Annotated in this window: 18 protein-coding genes; 13 read left to right on the top strand and 5 right to left on the bottom strand. The window is 64.4% G+C overall.

Annotated elements, in window-relative coordinates; translation table 11 throughout:
* Window positions 1–259: 259 nt before the first annotated feature.
* The gene (locus ACPPVR_RS02585; RefSeq protein WP_426616311.1) at window positions 260–667 is read right to left on the bottom strand and encodes a response regulator; all 408 of its coding nucleotides are present in this window, start codon (window positions 665–667) and stop codon (window positions 260–262) included.
* A gap of 506 nt (window positions 668–1173) precedes the next feature.
* Here ACPPVR_RS02585 and ACPPVR_RS02580 point away from each other — a divergent pair.
* From ACPPVR_RS02580 to ACPPVR_RS02565, 4 genes are all read left to right on the top strand, one after another.
* Complete coding sequence (locus ACPPVR_RS02580; protein WP_426612732.1) at window positions 1174–1884, top strand: Crp/Fnr family transcriptional regulator; 711 nt, start codon at window positions 1174–1176, stop codon at window positions 1882–1884.
* A 135-nt stretch (window positions 1885–2019) separates the two neighbouring features.
* Window positions 2020–2775 carry a Crp/Fnr family transcriptional regulator gene (locus tag ACPPVR_RS02575; protein WP_426616310.1) on the top strand — a complete coding sequence of 252 codons (756 nt, stop codon included), beginning with the start codon at window positions 2020–2022 and terminating at the stop codon, window positions 2773–2775.
* Between the two features lie 153 nt (window positions 2776–2928).
* Window positions 2929–3318 (top strand): Hpt domain-containing protein, encoded by a 390-nt coding sequence (locus ACPPVR_RS02570; protein WP_426612731.1) that lies wholly within the window; start codon window positions 2929–2931, stop codon window positions 3316–3318.
* A 97-nt stretch (window positions 3319–3415) separates the two neighbouring features.
* Window positions 3416–3664, top strand: coding sequence for a hypothetical protein (locus tag ACPPVR_RS02565; RefSeq protein WP_426612730.1), 249 nt, complete (start codon window positions 3416–3418; stop codon window positions 3662–3664).
* Window positions 3665–3736: 72 nt separating this feature from the next.
* On the opposite strand, the gene ACPPVR_RS02560 is transcribed toward ACPPVR_RS02565, so the two are convergent.
* On the bottom strand, window positions 3737–4357 hold the full coding sequence (locus tag ACPPVR_RS02560; RefSeq protein WP_426612729.1) for a response regulator transcription factor: 621 nt from the start codon (window positions 4355–4357) through the stop codon (window positions 3737–3739).
* A gap of 337 nt (window positions 4358–4694) precedes the next feature.
* Between ACPPVR_RS02560 and ACPPVR_RS02555 the strand changes: the two genes are divergently transcribed.
* The 4 genes from ACPPVR_RS02555 (at window position 4695) to ACPPVR_RS02540 (ending at window position 8134) form a co-directional block, all read left to right on the top strand.
* On the top strand, window positions 4695–5858 hold the full coding sequence (locus tag ACPPVR_RS02555) for a hypothetical protein (RefSeq protein ID WP_426612728.1): 1164 nt from the start codon (window positions 4695–4697) through the stop codon (window positions 5856–5858).
* A 247-nt stretch (window positions 5859–6105) separates the two neighbouring features.
* Entirely contained in the window at window positions 6106–6309 is a 204-nt protein-coding gene (locus ACPPVR_RS02550) for a hypothetical protein (protein ID WP_426616344.1), read from the top strand.
* Window positions 6224–6634, top strand: coding sequence for a hypothetical protein (locus ACPPVR_RS02545; RefSeq protein ID WP_426616309.1), 411 nt, complete (start codon window positions 6224–6226; stop codon window positions 6632–6634). Before ACPPVR_RS02550 ends, ACPPVR_RS02545 begins: the two co-directional genes overlap by 86 nt.
* A gap of 285 nt (window positions 6635–6919) precedes the next feature.
* Complete coding sequence (locus tag ACPPVR_RS02540; protein WP_426612727.1) at window positions 6920–8134, top strand: EAL domain-containing protein; 1215 nt, start codon at window positions 6920–6922, stop codon at window positions 8132–8134.
* 10 nt (window positions 8135–8144) lie between these two features.
* Here the strand turns inward: ACPPVR_RS02540 and ACPPVR_RS02535 are convergent, their stop codons facing one another.
* Window positions 8145–9005, bottom strand: a complete 861-nt coding sequence (locus ACPPVR_RS02535) for a DMT family transporter (protein WP_426612726.1) — start codon at window positions 9003–9005, stop codon at window positions 8145–8147.
* A 163-nt stretch (window positions 9006–9168) separates the two neighbouring features.
* On the opposite strand from ACPPVR_RS02535, the gene ACPPVR_RS02530 reads away from it, so the two are divergent.
* A complete protein-coding gene (locus ACPPVR_RS02530; protein WP_426612725.1) occupies window positions 9169–10533 on the top strand; it encodes a PLP-dependent aminotransferase family protein in 1365 nt (454 codons plus the stop codon).
* Window positions 10534–10540: 7 nt separating this feature from the next.
* Here ACPPVR_RS02530 and ACPPVR_RS02525 read toward each other — a convergent pair whose 3' ends face one another.
* Together ACPPVR_RS02525 and ACPPVR_RS02520 are read right to left on the bottom strand one after the other, a co-directional pair.
* Window positions 10541–11158 (bottom strand): GDYXXLXY domain-containing protein, encoded by a 618-nt coding sequence (locus ACPPVR_RS02525; protein WP_426612724.1) that lies wholly within the window; start codon window positions 11156–11158, stop codon window positions 10541–10543.
* On the bottom strand, window positions 11155–12426 hold the full coding sequence (locus ACPPVR_RS02520; RefSeq protein WP_426612723.1) for a DUF2157 domain-containing protein: 1272 nt from the start codon (window positions 12424–12426) through the stop codon (window positions 11155–11157). Before ACPPVR_RS02520 ends, ACPPVR_RS02525 begins: the two co-directional genes overlap by 4 nt.
* Before the next feature lie 389 nt (window positions 12427–12815).
* Here ACPPVR_RS02520 and ACPPVR_RS02515 point away from each other — a divergent pair, with 389 nt between their 5' ends.
* Genes ACPPVR_RS02515 through ACPPVR_RS02500 form a run of 4 tightly spaced genes read left to right on the top strand, consistent with a single transcriptional unit; the run spans window position 12816 to window position 17170 of the window.
* On the top strand, window positions 12816–13874 hold the full coding sequence (locus ACPPVR_RS02515; protein ID WP_426612722.1) for an HlyD family secretion protein: 1059 nt from the start codon (window positions 12816–12818) through the stop codon (window positions 13872–13874).
* Complete coding sequence (locus ACPPVR_RS02510) at window positions 13871–15514, top strand: ABC transporter permease (RefSeq protein WP_426612721.1); 1644 nt, start codon at window positions 13871–13873, stop codon at window positions 15512–15514. Before ACPPVR_RS02515 ends, ACPPVR_RS02510 begins: the two co-directional genes overlap by 4 nt.
* Complete coding sequence (locus ACPPVR_RS02505; protein WP_426612720.1) at window positions 15466–16215, top strand: ABC transporter permease; 750 nt, start codon at window positions 15466–15468, stop codon at window positions 16213–16215. The genes ACPPVR_RS02510 and ACPPVR_RS02505 overlap by 49 nt, the downstream gene beginning before the upstream one ends.
* Window positions 16202–17170: an HlyD family secretion protein gene (locus ACPPVR_RS02500; protein WP_426612719.1), complete on the top strand. Its 969-nt coding sequence runs from the start codon at window positions 16202–16204 to the stop codon at window positions 17168–17170. Before ACPPVR_RS02505 ends, ACPPVR_RS02500 begins: the two co-directional genes overlap by 14 nt.
* The last annotated feature ends 11 nt before the right edge of the window (window positions 17171–17181 follow it).

The following is a 17181-nucleotide window of genomic DNA, read 5'->3' as shown; positions in this document are numbered from 1 at the left end:
CGGCTGCGGCTTTCGGCAAATCCGGCGACGCGCTTCATGCGCCAAACGCGACAGGTAAACGTGCCGCTAACAGCGTCACGACGAGCGCAAAAAAATACTGCTGGCAAAGGCCGATATGCACGGGTCGCGCGAATTGAATCAAATCACCCGCAATCGGAACCGCGCGCGCGACCGTCTGCCGATCGTCTGCTGAAATCCGCAAGCATTGCACTTGCGGTAAACGGACGCTTACTCCCCGGCCGGCGCGAGCGATGCTGCGCTAACCCAACCGCGCAGCAGCGGCACGATGCTCCGCGAGGCAATCCCTGATCGCGGCCGAGAGCGCATCCGGCGTGAACGGCTTGCGCAGGCAGCGCGCCGCGCCGAGCTCCAGCGCCATCCTCTGGAAATCGGGCGCAGGCGAGTCCAGATCTGCGAAGGCGTAGCCGGACATCGCGATCAAAGGAATGGCGGGCGCACGGTCGTGGAAGAGCCGGATTGATTCGAACCCGCGCATATGCGGCATGAAGATGTCGATGATCATCAGATCGAACTGGTCGTGTTCGAGAGCACGAAGCCCCGCTTCTCCTCCGTCCGCAATTGTCACCCTGAAATTCCGTCGCTGGAGATAGATCTCGATGGCCGTGCACACCATCGGCTCGTCGTCGACAACGAGGATATGGTGCAGACTCTCAGTCCCCGTTTGAGTTTCCCGCTTCGGAGATTCAACAATTGAACCGTGAGGCACGCCTTTCTCCTCTGGCTTGGATCGAAATGGTGATGGCCGCGCGTGCGGTTGGCCTCGCGCGATGGACAAACGGGCGCGACGCAGAATTTGCGGTCGCGCCACGCAATGGCTCGAAGCAATCGCTGACGGCTGAAAAGAGTTGGCGGACAAGCAGCACTGCGCGGATCGGCTGAAATCCGATGGCATCGTGGACGCAATGTCTTCCACCGGCTGCCGGCTCATAAAGCCCCCTTGCCGCATTTTCCCGGCCGCGACGCAGGATCGGTGTGCCGGGCACATCCGCGAATCAGTACGCAATTCTTATTTCCGCCGCAAATGCGACAGCTGTCTGCCCTCCAGCGGGTATATCGACATCAATACAACCTTGACAATATAATTATGCCGTCGCGCAACTGGATTTTGAGGTGCGCGCCGATGACAAATGGAACGCGCTGGATTGATCCTGCATGACCGCGAGCGGCCCACCGCCCAACCAGTTGCTGCAAATGCTCGACGCCGCGGATTTCGATCTGCTGCGTCCCCATCTCACCACTGTTGAAATGGTCAGAGAGACTGTCTTGGGCAAAGCAGGCGCCGCGCTGAGACGGGTCTACTTTCCACACAATGGAACCGTTTCAATCACGGTGGCCCTCTCCGACGGACAGACCATCGAGGTCGCGATGCTGGGCCGCGATAGCGTCGTCGGCGGCGGTGCGGCGCTTGCCGACGGGATCGCGCTGGCGGACGCCGCCGTACTCTTCCCCGGCACGGCTTCCGTGATTGAAATTGCGGCTTTTCGAACTGCCACGATGGCGAGCGTCCAGTTCCGCAGCCTGATGATCCGACATGAGCAGGTCCTGCTCGCGCATGCGCAACAATCGCTGCTCTGCAATACGCTGCACCCGGTCGAGGCGCGACTGGCGCGCTGGCTGCTGCGGGCCCGAGAGCTGTCCGACAGCGAGATCCTTCCGCTGACGCAGGAGGCTCTGGCTCAGATGATGGGCGTCAGGCGCAACGCCATTTCACTCGTCGCGCATGCGCTGCAACAGGCCGGCATCATTCGTTACAGCCGGGGCCAGATCGAAATCACCGATTTGCGCGCGCTGGAGACGACGTCCTGCAACTGCCGTTCCGCCGTTAAGGCCCACCGCGCGCGCTTGTTGGCGGCCCCGCGATGACGCCAGCGCGCGACTGGCTGAATGCCGAGGTGCACACAAGACGGTATCGGCTGATTGCTGAACCTTGTCCGTGAACAATGAACCATTTGCCAATATATCCCGACGGGAAGATGATGGAACTTGCTCCTGCAAGGGATGGTGAATTCGTCGACCGGCGTTGGCCGGCGAAGGAGACTGGAGGCAGCTTTGGAAGCGATTGTGCGCCCATCCAACGGTTTCCTGTCGGCGCTGTCGGCGGACGATTATGAATTGATCCGTCCGCATCTGCGCGCGGTCGACCTGCCGCATGACGCCGTGCTGGTCGAGACCGGCGAGACGCTCAAGCGCGCCTACTTCCCGCACCGTGGCGTGATCTCGCTGGTCGTGAAACTCGCCAAGGGCGAGCATGTCCAGGTCGCCATGATCGGGCGCGACAGCCTGCTCGGGACTCTCTCGACCATGGGCGATGCCTGCGCGCTGAACACGGCGGTCGTGCTGGTTCCCGGCGCGGCATCGGTGATGGACCTCGACCGGCTGCGCATCGCTGCCGATCAGAGCACCACCCTGCGGACGCTGCTGACGCGGCACGGGCTGGCGGTCTACGCCCAGGTCCAGCAGACCGCGGGCTGCAACGCCGCCCATCCCGTGGAGGCGCGGCTGTCGCGCTGCCTGCTCCACACCCATGACCTCTCGGGCGAGTACCGGCTGCTGCTGACCCAGGAGGCGATGGCGCAGATGATCGGGGCACGGCGCAACAGCGTGTCGCTGGTCGCCAATACGCTGCAGCATGCCAATTTCATCCACTACAGCCGCGGACACATCCAGATCCTCAACCTGGATGGACTGCGCCAGACCGCGTGCGAATGCTACGCGACGGTGAAGGGCCAATACGACAGGCTGCTCGGGTCCTGACGAGCCGCGAACGCGCATGGTAAAGCAAGTGCTTCCGGCCGCCTGCAAACACCGCGCGTCTCGTGACCAGAACCGAAATCGGAATGCCGTAGACATCCCCGACGTCTCGCGGCCTCAGGGCCCGCGATTCGCACAATTGGGACCGGGACAATCATGTTCGAAGCCGCTTTCGCGCCCGCACAGGGCGACACCGCTCCCTTGCGCGAACCTGAACCGCTGCGCGAGCCTGGCGCGTTCGACGCGCTCGTGCGCGAGATCGGCGAGGACGGCGCCGGCGAGGTCCGCGCCGTGTTCTGGAGCGACACAAGCGCGCGACTCAAACAGTTCCGGACGCTCGAACTGGCCCAGCATCGCAGCAAGATCGGTCGCGAGGCGCATTCGCTGAAGAGTGCCGCCAGGACGTTCGGCTATCTCCGGCTCGCGACGCTTGCGCAGCAGCTGGAGAGAACCGCAGACGCGCTTGGCGACGCCGAATTTTGTGATCTGCTGGAACGGATGGATGCGGCCTTCGCGGCCGCGCGGGAGCAGGAACCGCAGGATTGACGCCCCGCGTACATCCCCGCCGTACTTATACGGTTTACGATTTTCACATAAGACTAATCATAGGTGGCGATAGTCGCCGGAAACCAGGAGGGTTTCGATGTTCACCTATGAGACTGCGGACCAGAAAGAAGTCCGTCGCTTCCGCATCGCACAGTTCAACGGCCGGATGGCGACAGTGAAGGCGGGCGAGTCGACAGTGACCGGCTTCGTGCGTTCGGTGCTGGAGCAGGAATCGAGCATCCCTCCGCGCTGGATCATCACGATCATCCCGAATACGCCGAAGGACGAGCCCAAGGCGTTGCGGCCCACCTCGCGCGTGCGACCTTTCGCTGAAGATTATTTCTGAGCGAGATCCGCTCTCTCCAGCCGCCCTCAAGACCTTGGCCAAGGCGCCGCCCGGCGGCGCAACACCACAGCCTCAATCGATCGAATGCAGCAACGCCGCGCGGACCAGATCCGCAGTGTTGCGCGCACCGAGCTTGCGCATCGCTTCGGCCCGATGGCTCTCGAAGGTGCGCGGGCTGATCTGCATCCGCAGCGCGCCCTGCTTGTTCGAATAGCCCTCGCTGATCAGCCTCAACACCTCGCGCTCGCGCTTGGTCAGTCGCTTGCCGGACAGGCTCGAGAACTCGGGACTCGCTGCGCGTGGCGTCTGCTGCGCGCGGCCGGCCTTCCCCTCGGCATCCTCGGTCGTGGACGGCGTGGGCACGCCGCCCTTGTGAGGACCGGCGAGCTGCTTGACCAGGCCGCAGACGCGCTCGGTCTGCGCTAGCGCATTCTCCACCACGCGCCGCAAATAGGCGCGGTCGCCCGAGACCGGCGCGAGCTGATCGCTGTGATGCTTGATCTCGCCCATGTAGAGCAGGAGTGCGGTCAGGGGACCATTGAGCTCGCGGGCGATGGCGGCGGCCATCTCGTCGGCCGCTTTGGCGCGGGCCGCATTGAGCCGGACGAAATCGAGCTCTTCAGGCCGAGAAGTGCTGTTTTCGTAGCATTCCGACGGCCGCGAATCAGTGGCCGTATCGTTGTGTGACCCCATGTGATTCGTTTAGCGGAAGCAGTGTTGATCGATGTTAACTTTTTTCTCCGTAAGACTACGGGAATTTTGGCAGTTTTGTGCTGAAAGACCGGCATCGGCACAATTTGTGCTTGTGCGACATCATCCGGGACCATGCAAAGGTTGATGAATCTGCCTAAATCATAGGCAGGAGAGCGAAAGCGTTCTTAACGATCGCCGCCATACCGGATCCCAGCCCCCCGGATTTTACGGATAAATTAACGGCGGCTTGCTTCTCTATGTCACACTTGAGAGCGCGCTAATGCCTCCACGCTTTGGGCCGGTCGGCCTGCGGGATCGTTGCGGAAGATTGCGTGCCATGAACGAGATCGATCAACTATCGGAGTTCTTGCAGAAGCTGACGCCGCTGTCCCGCAGCTGTCTGCTCAGCGAACTCGAGCGGCTCGAACTGTGCGGCATCGACATGCCGGGCTCGTCCAGCGTCCAGGCCAAGCTGCGCGCTGAATTTCGCAAGGACGGATCGACCCACGCGCGCGCCACCAATCCCTCACGCTATTTCTTTGCCCCGCTCGAGCTGCTCCTGATCGACGGCGCGCCCGAGCATGCCAATGCGGGACGGATCTCGCGCAACACGCTGACCCCGATCTGGGAGTGGATCTGCCGCGACCTGCTGCCGACGATGGCCCGCGACTACGTCAAGGCAATCAACGACCAGGTCACCGCCAACAATCCGAAGGAAGTGCTGAAGATCGCGTCGACCTTTCAGACCAAGGTCGTCAAGGTCCTCGAGAACACCCTCGCCTCAGCGGAGAGTACCGAGTTCGCGCGCGGCAAGCTCGCGCAATACACGGCCTCGCGCACCGCCTTCGACGACGTGAAGAAGATGCTGCAAGTGCTGCGCGCCGGCGACGCGCTGCGGAAGTTCAACGAGAAGCTGCCCGAGCAAATCGCGAAATTCGACGACGGCCAGGTCGCCCAGATCACCGCACAACTCGACGCCTTCAGGAAGTCCATGCCCACGGCGCTGCCGTTTGCGCTGACGCTGGTGGCCCGGCGCCTGAAGACATTCTGGCAACTGATCTATCTCGCGACAAAGGCGGCCTCGAGCAAAAGCGCCGCAGACATCGCAGCCACGCCTTATGCTTGCGTTGTCCAGATGGTGCTCGACCGGCTCGACGACAGGCGCCTCGCTTTGCGGATCGCACTTCGCAACAACCGGTTCCTCGTCGCGCGCGACCTGCTCACCGAGATCTACGAAGCCGAACATGCGCTCAAGGTCCGCATCGACGGCATCGAGAGTGGCGAATGGGGCGTGCGGCTCCAGCAGTTGATGGACGCGATCGCGGCGCTGGTGTCGGCCGAAGTCAGCCGCTTCCCCGCCAATGTCGGTCACATCCTCGGCTCGCGACGGCTGCGCAGCCAGGACACGCTGGGCGGCAAGCTGAGCTATCTGGCCTGGAAGGGCCGCGACGCGGTGCAGGACGGCGCGGCGGCGTTTCGCAAATTGATCGGGGCGACCTGATTTCCCTGCGCGCTAATGCGGCGCGCGCGGCAGGCACAGGAAGCGATCGAGAAATCGCCCTGACAGCACGAACCTGAACCACCAATACATCAACCGCCGCGTCGTCATAGCTGCGATCCTTGACAGCCCACCACCGGCTGCTCGGACCAATAGCGCAGGTGCAGCAATACGCATGTGAGGTGCTTCACACTCACCTGCCGGGAAACTTGCGGCGTTGTCGCATCACTGTCACGAGCGAAGGGCGCGCATGCGCGCATCGCGCGAAAATGAATTCATGGACCGGGCGTATCGCTTCTATCCTCCACCGCATCGCATGCTGCGATGGAAGGAACTTCGCGATGAGATCGATCCGACTGACGTTGACGATGATGGCAATGACCATGATTTGGCTGGCGGGCGCATGCGCGCTCACGTCAACGACAATGGCACAGACCGCGCCGCCGCCAGGTAGCGCCGCACCGAGCGCGGACAATGCCATCCTGCTCACCGTCTTCTTCAAGCACGACCAGTCGCGTCCGCTGAGCGAGCTGAATGCGCAACTCGACAAGCAGGGTTTCTACAAGGCCTTCCCGCCGCAGGGCGTCGAAGTCGTGAGCTGGTACGTCATGATGGGGATCGGCCAGGTCATCACGCTGCGTCTGCCAGCATCGCGGTTGCGCGAGGTCAACCGAATCATCGAGGACACTGCGTGGGGCCCCTATCGTACCGAGTTCTATCCAACCTACGACTACGAGGCGGCCGGCACGGCTCAACACGACAAAGCCATGGCTAATTGAAGCCCGCATTATTCAATTGGGCGAAGCGCAAGCAGCTTCGTCCAATTGCGGGACAACGACCCCGCGCATGCTCTCGCCGCGTCTTGAAAAAATCTCTCGGGGATTGCCGCGAGCCGGCGCGCAACGCGCGGGCAGATGTGAAAACTTCTGCAAGAAGATCCAAACACTTTTACAAATGATGGCGGCTTTAACGTTACCCGGACAATTCAACATTCGCGCTGAAGCTCTCCATATTTGAAGCCATCCGCGCCGCTAAACACCGTCGCGGAACGGGAGTGGTTTGCGATGGACTATGAGATCGGTGAGCTCGCCGGACGGAGGCACAAAACCTTCGGACGGCGGAAGATGATGCCGCGCGCTTGCGTGGCCGACGGCAAGCGCCATCTGCGCGCGTTCATGAGCGAGGTGCTCGAGGATCTCGGCTTCGTCACCAGCGAATGCGCCAGCGCGGACGAGCTGCAAGCCATGCTCGCGACGGGCCTGCCGGACCTGATCCTGCTCGGCATCGCCGCCGACGGCATCGAGCCCGGCCGATTCCTGGAGACGCTGGTGCGCGAGGCCTTCGACGGCAAGGTTCTGGCCGTCGGCGCCCGCGAGTCGATCATCGTGAAAGCCGTGCAGCAGGTCGGCGAGGAATATGGACTTGCGATGCTGCCGCCGCTGACCACGCCCTTTGCCGCCGAGACGCTGCGCGAGCGCGTCGCGATGCTGCTGCCGGACGAGCCGGCACCGAGCCCGGCCGTGCATGTCGGCGAGGCCCTGCATGCGGGCTGGCTCGAGCTCTGGTACCAGTCGAAGATCGACGCGCGCTCACTGGTCCGCTGCGGCGCCGAGGCGCTCGTGCGGATGCGGCACCCGACCTGGGGCGTGGTGCCGCCGGCCTATTTCATCCCCGAAGCACACGATCCGCATTTCCGCGACCTGTCGGAGTTCGTGATCGATCGCGCCGTGCAGGACTGGCACTATCTCCTGGAGCGGCAGAGCGCGGTCGATCTGTCGATCAACCTGCCCACGCCCTATCTGAAGGAACCGCAGGCCGTGCGCGATCTCTGCCGCCGGATGCCGACGCATCCCGCCTTCGGCGGACTGACGATCGAGATCGCCAGCGACGAGGCGATCCAAGATCTTGCATTCCTCACCGAGATCGCGCGCGAGATGCGCTTCCACAATATCGGCCTGTCTGTCGACAATCTCGGCGCCAACTGGCCCGACCTGATGGGCCTGGACAAGATTCCCTTCATCAAGCTGAAGGCCGACAGGCAATTCGTCACCGGTTGCGGCAATGATCGTTTGAAGCGGACGGTGTGCCGTCACATCGTCGAGCTCGCGCAGGGCCACGGCGCGCGCTCCGTCGCCGAAGGCGTCGAGAGCCGCGCCGATCTGATGGCCGTCAATGAGCTCGGTTTCGACCTCGTGCAGGGCTATCTGTTCGGCAAGCCGATGCCGCTGAAGAAGTTCGCAAGAAGCACGCTGACGCGGACGGTGATGGGAGGAGAGTGAAGCAACCGCCTCAGGCAAACCGCCGCGCGAAGAAGACGCAGACCACCACGAGCGCGGTCGCGGTGATCATGCTCCATGCGACGGGCTCGTGCAGCAGGAAGCCGGCGAGCACGAGGCCGAAGAACGGTTGGAGCTGTTGCAATTGACCGACGCGCGCGATGCCGCCGATCGCGAGCCCGCGATACCAGAAGATGAAGCCGACGAACATGCTGAAGATCGAGACGTAAGCGAGCCCGATCCAGGCCAGCGCACTGACGCCGCTCCATGTCGACGGCCAGGTCCAGAGCATGACCGGCACCATCAGCGGCAGCGCGATCAGCAGCGCCCAGGAGATCACCTGCCAGCCGCCGAGCCGGCGCGACAGCGCAGCACCCTCGGCATAGCCGAGCCCGCACAGCACGATCGCGGCGACCATCAAGAGATCGCCGATGGGTGACGCGGTGCCGTCATTCGACAAGGCGAAACCCGCCACGGTTGCACTGCCGAGGATTGCGAACAGCCAGAACATCGGCTTCGGCCGCTCGCCGCCGCGCAGCACGGCGAAGATCGCGGTCGAGAGCGGCAGCAGCCCGATGAACACGATCGAATGCGCGGAAGTGATGTGCTGAAGTGCGAGCGCCGTCAGCAGCGGGAAGCCGACCACGACTCCGATGGAGACGATGATGAGTGAGACGAGATCCTTTCGCTGCGGCCGGGCCTGACGGAGCAGACCGAGCACAGCCAGGCCTATCAGCGCCGCGATGACCGCGCGCGCGGACGTCAGGAACAGCGCTGAGAATCCGCCGACCGCGACGCGCGTTGCCGGCAGCGAGCCGCTGAAGATGATGACGCCGAGAAGTCCGTTAGCCCAGCCACTGCCCGCAGTTTGCATGTCCGCCTTGCCTTTTCTGGACCGCGATACTCGGTCTTCCCCAGTGGCGAAAACAGCGACAATCCAATACAATCCAGCAAATCTGTATGGATATGGAAGGTAATACACTTTGGACGGCGAGGCGCAAACGAGGGGTCGCGGCGGAACGCGGACGATCGATGTGATGAGCGCAATCCGCGCCAAGGTCGCCGGCCGCGCGCTCAGTGCCGGTGACCGCCTGCCCTCGATACGCAGCCTTGCCTTGACGATGGGTGTTTCGCCCTCGACTATCGTGGAAGCTTATGACCGGCTTGCAGCCGAAGGCCTGATCCGCGCCCGTCGCGGCTCGGGCTTCTACGTCTCACCGACCGTTACCTCACCGCTTGCGCTCACCGAGGTCGAACCGCGACGCGACCGCGCGGTCGATCCGTTCTGGGTCTCGCGGCAATCGCTCGACGCCGATGAGAGCGTGCTCAAGCCCGGCTGCGGCTGGCTGCCGCCGGACTGGATGCCGGAGGAAGGCTTGCGCCGCGCCGTTCGGGCGCTTGCCCGCACTGAGGCGAGCGTGTTGACCAATTACGGCTCGACATCCGGCTCCCTCGCACTGCGCCGGCTGCTGCTGACGCGCCTTGCCGAAGACGCGATCGAGGCGTCGATCGACCAGCTCATGCTGACGGGCTCAGGCACGCAAGGAACCGATCTCGTCTGCCGCTTCCTGCTTCGCCCCGGCGACACGGTGCTGGTCGACGATCCCTGCTATTTCAATTTTCGCGCGCTGCTGCGGGCGCATCAAGTGAAGATCATCGGCGTGCCCTACACGCCGGCGGGCCCCGACGTCGCCCGCTTCGAAGCGATCCTCGCCGCCGAGCGGCCGCGGCTCTACATCACCAATTCCGCACTCCACAACCCGACCGGCGCGACGCTGTCGCTGCCGACCGCGCACCGGCTTTTGACCCTGGCCGCCGCACACGACCTCACCATTATCGAGGACGACATTTTTGGCGACTTCGAGCCGGAGCGGTCGCCGCGTCTTGCCGCGCTCGACGGGCTCGCCCGCGTGATCCGCATCGGCAGCTTCTCCAAGACGCTCTCGGCCTCGGTGCGCTGCGGCTACATCGCCGCGCGGGCCGACTGGATCGAGCATCTCGTCGATCTCCAGGTCGCAACCAGCTTTGGCGGCCCGAGCCCGGTCGCAACCGACATCATCGCCAGGGTTTTGGCCGGCGGCAGCTATCGCAAGCACATGGACGAGCTCAGGCACAGGCTCACACGCACGCGGCGCGACATGGCGCGGAAGCTTCACGCCTTGGGGCTGGAGCCCTGGCTGATGCCGCGCGGCGGCTTCTTCCTCTGGTGTCGCCTCGCCGGCAGGCAGGATGCCACCGCCGTTGCGCGCGCCGCGCTCGAAGAGGACGTGGTGCTTGCGCCAGGCAACGTGTTCAGCGCGTCGGAGACCGCGCCGGACTTCATGCGGTTCAACGTGGCGCACATGAACGAACCGCGGATGTGGGACGTGATGCGGCGGGCGTTGAAGGCGCAGCGGGAATGACCGGCCGCTAGTACCACGGCTCATCATAGACCGGCTGGCCGTCGAGCAGCAGCCGCTTGATGGCGGCGCGCCCCGAGGGCAACACGGCGGCGACGACCCGCAGCTTCTGCTGGTTGCGGGCCTGCTCAAGCTTCTTGCCCTCGCCTTCGGGCACGAAATAGCTTTCCAGGCCGTACTGTATCGCGAGCTTGTCGCAGAAGCCGCGCCGGTCCGAGCCGCAGGACGCGCCGCCGTAATTGGCGAGGCGGCCGCGGATCAGCACTTGGGGCGCCGTGACAGCGACAGGCTCGGCATGCACCGAGACGGCCTCGTAAAGACCGCTTGCATTCGGCGCGAGCTTGACGAACACGACCGGGTTGCGCTCGGCAGCCGGCTGGCCGGCCAGCGCGCCTGCGGCAAGTTGCGAGATGTCGTAGCTGAGCATGACATAGTCGCCGCGCAGGAGATCGCGGGGATCGACCGGCTGCGTCTGCAAGGTCACCTCGGTGCCTTCGCGCAGGATATTCATGCGATCGGCGACCATCAGGGTCAGCAGCACGCATTGAAGCAGGATGGCGATACCGAACAGCACGGCTTTCGGAATGCGCTGCCAGAGTTGTGTAACGGATGCGACCAGCTCGATCATCGCTCAGCTCTCGGCAGCGCGCGATTGAGCGCGGTTGCAAACGCCACAGTGACGATGCCGGCCGCCGCGAGGAAGGCCGACCGGCGCAGCAGCGATCCCTTCACCGCCCAGGTGATGCCTGCAATGACGCCGGCGATCCCGAGCCAGCCGGCGACGATCCGCGGACGTACATCGTCGAGCACGCCGGAAACGACGAGGCACAGCATGGCGCAGAGCAACGCGCCATAGGCGAACCAGGGCTCACCAGCCGCGGTCGCGGGCCAGATCGGCGCCGCGAGCAGCACGAGCCCAATCGCGCATGCAGCCAAAACTTCGCCGGCGCGCTTGGTGATTCCGGCTGATGCGAGAGCAAGGATCACACCAGCAACACCGCACAAGATGGCCCACGGCGGTTGGGCCGGACCAGCGCCGGTCCGGAAGCGGAGGATGTCGTCGACCGTTATCACCTCGAGGGAGGCGACGATGGCCAGCGAAAACGCCCCGTAAATCGACAGAACAGCCCCGAGCCGGAGCGCCCTTGGCGAGGGCGCTGCGGCGATCGCGAGCCCGGCACCGAACAGCAAGGCGGCACCGTCTGCGAGCATGAATGAAGGCTGGGCACCATCGAAGTCGAAGCGAAGCGCGGTCGCGATCCACCAGGGAAGTGCGGCAATCGCAACGAGGTGGGCGGCCGCGCGCGAATTCCACACGTAAGCGAGGCCGGCGGCGACGAGCCAGACTGCCACGAACGGAAGATGCAGCGCGTTCGGCGCGTCATAGCTGCGCATGCCGGTCCAGATGCAGGCGGCCACGAGGCCAACCGCGAGCGCGCCACGCGAGCCGGTCAGCAGCGCCGCCGCGAGCGCGCCCATCGACCACAGCAGCATGCCGCCGGCAAAGTCGTCGCTGAGATGATACATCTGGCCGACCAGCGCGATGCCCGCGCCGAAGATGATCGCACCGATGCTCGCGCAGAGATCGGCAAGAACGGGACGGCCGGTACTCGCGAACCACGCCCCGAGGCCGCCGGCGACGACGATGCCGGCGATCAGGATCGCGAACCGCAACAGCCGCGCAATCTCCGTCCAGTGCGCCGCGACGAAGGCGAGGAATGCGGCCGCGATCAAGAGCCCGCCGACAATGGCGACGACCACCGCGATGTTGATACCGGGCGGAAGCGGCGGCAGCGCGCTGCGGATGCCGGCGGCAGCCGCCGGCGCGATCACACCATCGGCTTCCCATTGCGCAAGATCGGCTTCGAGACGTTGCCGGTAGGTTTTGTCGAACATCGTCTTGGATTACCTGGCTCTCTGCCGACCGGCGGGATGTTGCTAGGTCGGGCCGCGACGGCGGCAGGTTCAACCTGCCATCGCTCTGATTGCGGGGGCATCGGGTCGGAAGTTGCGGCACAGCGCGTCGGCTGGGCTGACCCCGATAAGCCAGCCGGGGTCGCGTGACCATCAGCCAACAATAGCATCGCTATCGACGATCGATGTGACGACAGCAACTTTGACCAAAAAAGCATCAGAAAATTCAGGCAGATGCCATCGGCGCGTCACATCATCAGAGTTTTGCTGAATCGCCCGGTGCGACCTGCGAAAAACATCATCGCGATTGGACAGGATTTGACAACCGCGACATAGTCGACGTCCCGGTGATGAGCCAAGGGGAGCTAGCGATGGACGTGCCTACCTCCGGAAACGAGACTCAAGGAACACCCGAGGCGGCCGGTCCACGACCAGAAAATCCCCACGCTGCGACACGAACGCCTTCGATCATCGTTGGCATCGTTGCGATCGGCGTCGTCGCGCTCTCGATCTTCTATCTGCTGCGGCCGGAGCCGCTGCTGGTGCAGGGCGAGGTCGATGCCACGCGCCTCGACATCGCCGCGCGCGTCGACGGACGGGTCAAGGAGATTCCGGCCGAACGAGGCCAGAACGTTGCCGCCAATGCCGTTCTCGTTCGGATCGACAATCCGGAGACACTGGCCAAGCAGGATCAGGTAAAGGCAGCGAGAGCGGTGGCGGATGCCCAGCTCGCAAACGTTCTCGTCGGAACGCGGGTGGAGGTCTTGGCTGCCCGCAAAGCGGAGATGGATCGTGCGCAGGCAGCCCTGGTCCTGGCGCAGAAGACCTTCGACCGCACCCATACCTTGACCGAGCAAGGCAACGCCCCGCAGGCCCGCCTCGACCAGGCCACCGATGCGTTGCACGAGACCGAGCGCGCGGTCGATCAGGCCAAGTCCGCCTATGAGCAGGCGGTGAACGGTTACACCAAGGAAGAGCGCGCAATCGCCAAAGCCAATGTCGAGAAGGCGGAGGCCGATATCCAGAGCGTGCAATCGATTATCGACCAGCTCGTGGTCTATGCGCCCGTCGCCTCCCAGGTCTATCAGCGCAATGTCGAGCCGGGCGAGTACGTCTCGCCGGGCGTGCCGCTGGTGACCCTGATCAATCTGGGCGACGTCTGGGTCCATTTCGATCTGCGCGAGGATCTGATCAAGGGCCTGAAGGTCGGCGACAAATTCGACGTTCGCATTCCCGCGCTCAACGACCGTAGTGTCACCGTCGAGGTGAAGCTCATCGCCACCAAGGGCGAATATGCGAGCTGGCGGGCGACGCGCGCCTCGGGCGATTTCGACCTGCGGACGTTTTCGATCCGCGCCTACCCGGTGCAGCCGGTGCCCGAGTTGCGGCCGGGCATGAGCGCCTATCTCGACTGGCGGTCGCGGCAATGAGGCTCGGCGCAAAGCCCGGATTTTTTCTGGTCGCGCGGCGCGAGTGCCGTTGGCTCTTTCGCGATCGCGTCGCGCTGCTGCTGATCTTCGGCGTGCCGCTGTTCGCGTTCGTGGTGCTGACGACCGTCTTCAGCCACCCGGTCATCCGCGGGCTCGGCGTGACCGTTGTCGATGAAGACAAATCGGACGCATCGCGCGCCGTCGCCGAATATGTCGCGGCGTCGCCGAGCCTGCATATCGTTGATCGCTCCGGCAATCTGTCGTCGGCCGTCCAGGACATACGATCCGGCAGGGCGATTTCGGCGATCTATATTCCGCCGGACTTCGAACGTGACTTGAAGGCGCAGCGCCGGCCGCAAATCGTCGGGTTCTATAACCAGCAGTTTCTTACGGCGGCCGGCATAGCCTCCTCGGGCCTGAACGATGCGCTGTCGGCTGCGGCCAACGTCGCGGCCCCTGCCACGCGCGCCGCACCTGGGGCTGCGTCCACGGGAACGCTGACGGCAGAGACCATCGCACTCGTCAATCCGCAAAAGAACTATGCGCAGTTCCTGCTGCGCGCGCTGCTGCCGACGATCATCCACGTCGTCATCACGCTCGCGGCAGGCTATTCGGTCGGCTCCGAATTCCGCCGCCGCGATGCCCGAGCCTGGCTGGAGAGCGCTGGAGGCAATCCGCTCGTCGCACTGGCCGGCAAGCTCGCGCCGCTGTTTTGCATCTTTGTTCTCATCATGCTGGCCGAGCCGCTCGTCCTGGAGGGCGTGCTGGAAATTCCCTTCCATGGCGACTTGCCGTTGCTCGTCGCGGCCGGCTCGCTCCTGATCATTGCGTATCTCTCGCTTGGCGCTCTACTGCAGCTCCTCACGCGCGATCTCGCGTCAGGGCTCGGGCTTGCGGGCCTCATCGCGTCTCCCGCGTTCGGCTATGCCGGCGTCGGCTTTCCGATCATCGGCATGAATGCCTTTGCGCAGACCTGGAGCGCCATCCTGCCGCTGCGCTGGTACATGGCCGTACTGCTGGGACAGGCGGCGCGGGGATTGCCCGTCTCGGCATCCGCCATTCCCTTCGCCGCGCTCGCCGGCCTCGCACTGCTCTTCGCAGGCCTTGCCTGGCTGCGCATGGCGAGCCTCAATCGGAGCGGATGGTTTGCGGCGGCGCGGCCCGCCGAACCGACCGAGACAGCTCCCACCCCGCGCGGCGTCGGTGGAGCCTTCACCGCCGAATGGCGGCGCGTACTCGGGATGCGAAGCGCCTTCAGCGTGCTGTTTCTGGCGCCGCTGGTCTACGGCATCTATTATCCGCAACCCTATCTGAACCAGATCCTGCGCAAGCTTCCGATCGCGGTGGTCGACAATGATCTCAGCGAGCTCAGCCGGCGCATTGTCGAGAATCTGGATGCGAGCGGCGCGCTGAGCGTCGTGGTTCGCGCCCGCACCGTTGCAGAGGCGCGCGCCGCCATCAATCAAGGCAAAGCCTTTGCGGCTGTCGAGATTCCGGCAGACACCGAGCGCGACGTGCTGAAGGGCATCACCGCACATCTCCCGATCTACGCAGATGCCACCTATCTATTGCAGATGCCACCTATCTATTCATGTTCAGATCAACCGCGAGCGGCGTCGCCACCGCCATCGGCGCATTGACCTCGGAGCTGGTTTCGCGCGGCGCGCGCTCGGACGGCAGCCTAGTCAAGGCGAAGCTCGCGAGCGCGAGCCCGGCCGACGTGTTGCTGCAACCGATCTTCAACCCGGTCGGTGGCTATGCGAGCTATATCGTTCCGGCAGCGTTCATGCTGATCCTCCAGCCGACGCTGCTGATTGGTGCTGCGATGTTGACCGGAACCGCGCTGGCGTCGGGCGGCGGCGCGTTTGCCGGTGTGCTCGGACGCGGCGTCGCCCATCTGACCATCTACCTGCCTGTGCTCGTGCTCTATCTCATCGTGCTGCCGCGCATCTACGGCTTCTCGACGCTCGGCCACCTTCCACAACTGTTCGCGCTCGCGACCGTGTTCCTGCTCGCAACGAGCTTTCTGGGACAGGCCATCGGCGCCTGGTTCACGCGGCCGGAGAACGCGACCCTCCTGCTGCTGGCAACCAGCCTGCCGCAGTTCTTCACGGCAGGCTTTGCGTGGCCGCGAGAAGCGATCCCGGAAGCGGCGCGCGCGCTCGGCCAGCTCTTTCCTGCCGACCACGCCATCGACGGCCTCGTCCGCATCAACCAGCTCGGCGCCGGCATCCGCGACGTCGCGCATGACTGGCTCGGATTGTGGTGCCTGGCACTGGTCTATTTCGCTCTCGCAGTCATCTCGGCATTTGCCATCAGGAGAAGACATGCCCAAAGCTAGGCGGACCGTCATCGTCGCAATTGCGCTCGTGCTCGCCGCAGGCGCCTTGTTCTACGCAACGCGTGATCCTGCATCGCCACCGGCCGTCGTCGGCGTCGTGCGCGCGACCGAAGTCAGGGTCGAGCCGGAAGTGAACGGCCAGCTGGTATCGATCGCCGTCGCGAAGGGCGCCCATGTGAAGGCCGGCGACGTGCTGGCTCGGCTGTCGGCGGTGGAGCTGACAGCGCAGGCGGATCAGGCGCGGGCGGCGCTCGCCTCGACCATCGCAAGCCGTAACAACGTCTATGCCGGAGTTCGCCGCGAGCAGGTCGATTCCCTGAAAGCAGCGATTTCCAAGGCCGGTTCACGTCTCGACTACGTCCAGGCCCAGCTCACGAGAACGAGTACGCTCGCGCGCCAGAGTTTTGAGTCACAGCAGTCGCTCGATCAGGCCGAGAACGACGTCGCAGCCGCGCAGGCCGATCTGGCGCAGGCCCAGGCCAATTACGATGCCGCCGTTGCAGGCCCGACCCGGGAGGAGCGCGCAATCGCCGACACGCAGGTGCAAGCCGCCGCCACGGCCGTCGCGGTGCTGGAGCGACGCCTGGACAAGATGATCCTGCGCGCGCCGGCCGACGGCGTGGTCAGCGTGATCGCCGCGGAGATCGGCGAAAACGTCCGCGCCGGTCAGCCGATCCTGATTGTCGAGGCCGCAGGCAAACAGTGGCTCTCGTTCAACGTCCGCGAAGACCATCTCGGCGCTCTCGCGATGGGAAAGGCGGTGAACGTGTTACGAAACGATGACGCTACCGCCATCAGATCAGTGGTTACCGAGCTACGGCCGATCGGCGTGTTCGCGACCTGGCAGGCCGAACGGGTCGTCGGCGACCACGACCGCAACACGCTTCGCCTGCGCCTCGATCAAGAGGGCCAGCAAAAAGCCCTCGAACCCGGCATGACGGTCTGGATCGAGTAGCTGCCCACGCG

This window comes from Bradyrhizobium sp. McL0616 (assembly GCF_049993385.1).
Lineage (GTDB): Bacteria > Pseudomonadota > Alphaproteobacteria > Rhizobiales > Xanthobacteraceae > Bradyrhizobium.
The sequence above is the reverse complement of the archived record's forward strand: the minus strand, read 5'-3'. Positions and strand labels throughout refer to the sequence as shown.